At 66.0% G+C, this 1,302-nt stretch carries 1 protein-coding gene; it reads right to left on the minus strand.

What is annotated here, in order from left to right; genetic code table 11:
* The coding region (locus HUS66_RS17340; protein WP_175072442.1) for a (Fe-S)-binding protein at positions 1–1,302 on the minus strand (1,302 nt) is incomplete at both ends.

A 1,302-nucleotide genomic window follows, 5' to 3' on the forward strand; every position in this document is an offset into this window, starting at 1 on the left:
GTCGGAGAGTCGCTTGGCCTGGCTGCGGCAGGAATAGCCGGTGGCCAACAGGCGGCCGGTGTTGGCGGGGTCTTCCACCTTGGGCTGCCAGGACTGGGCATAGATGGTTTTCGAGGTCTCGAGGTTGCGTGACTCGTGGCCGTAAGTGCCGGACATGCCGCAGCAGCCGCTGGCCAGTACCTCGAGCTCCAGGCCGAAAGCATTGAAGACCTGCTGCCAGGCCTTGGGAGCGCCCGGTGCGTTGGTCTTCTCGGTACAGTGGGCGAGCAGCTTGAAGCCGGGGTCGCTGAGCGTGACGCCACGGGGCTTGAGACGCTTGCCCAGCGACACCAGCCATTCCTGCAGCATCAGCACCTCGGGCACGGCATCCGCTCCCAGGGCTTTTACGTACTCCTGACGATAGGTCAGCGTCATCGCCGGGTCGATGCCGACCAGCGGCACGCCGAAGCCTGCCAGGCTCTGGAGTCTCTGGGCCTGGCGTTCTGCCGTGCGCTCGAACGCGCCGAGGAAGCCCTGAACGTTGAGCGGCTTGCCGTTGGGCGAGAAGGGTGCGACGAAGACCTTGATATCCAGCCGCGAGAGCAGCTCGACCACGTCCATGACCAGCTTGGACTCGAAATAGCTGGTGAAGGCGTCCTGGACCAGGACCACGCTGTTGGCCTTCTGGGGCTCGGTGAGCAGGCCAAGCGAGGTTGGGGTCGCTTCTGCCACGCCCCAGGCCTTGAGCTGTTTCTTGAGGCTCGCCCGCGAGAGCTTGGGGCTGTCGACCATGCCGATGGGCCCGGCGAGCAGGCGATCGACCAGGCGAGTGTCGAGTGCGGCGTTGTAGAGCGGCGCCAGCGGGGCCAGGTAGGGCACCATGAATTCCAGGCCACCGATCACGTAATCCCGTGGCGCGCGCAGGTAACGGCCGTGATAGACCTCGAGGAACTGGGAACGGAACTCCGGGACGTTGACCTTGATCGGGCATTGGCCGGCGCAGGACTTGCACGCCAGGCAGCCCGCCATGGCGTCATAGACCTCATGAGAGAAGTCCTCCTGGCCGCGGCGCTTGGCCCAGGTGTTGCGGGCGCGGGCTGGGAAGTCGCGAACGAAGCCCCAGAGGCCGGCGTCCTTTCTCCGTTTCGCCTCCTCGACCACGTCGGTGCCGGCCCGTCCCTGCAGGCGCAGCCATTCCCGCATCAGGCTGGCGCGGCCCTTGGGTGACTGGACCCGCTCACGGGTGGCCTTCCATGAGGGACACATGGCGTCATCGGGATCGTAGTTGTAGCAGGCGCCATTGCCGTTGCAGTAGACCGCCGC

This window comes from Onishia taeanensis (assembly GCF_013349955.1).
GTDB lineage: Bacteria > Pseudomonadota > Gammaproteobacteria > Pseudomonadales > Halomonadaceae > Onishia > Onishia taeanensis_B.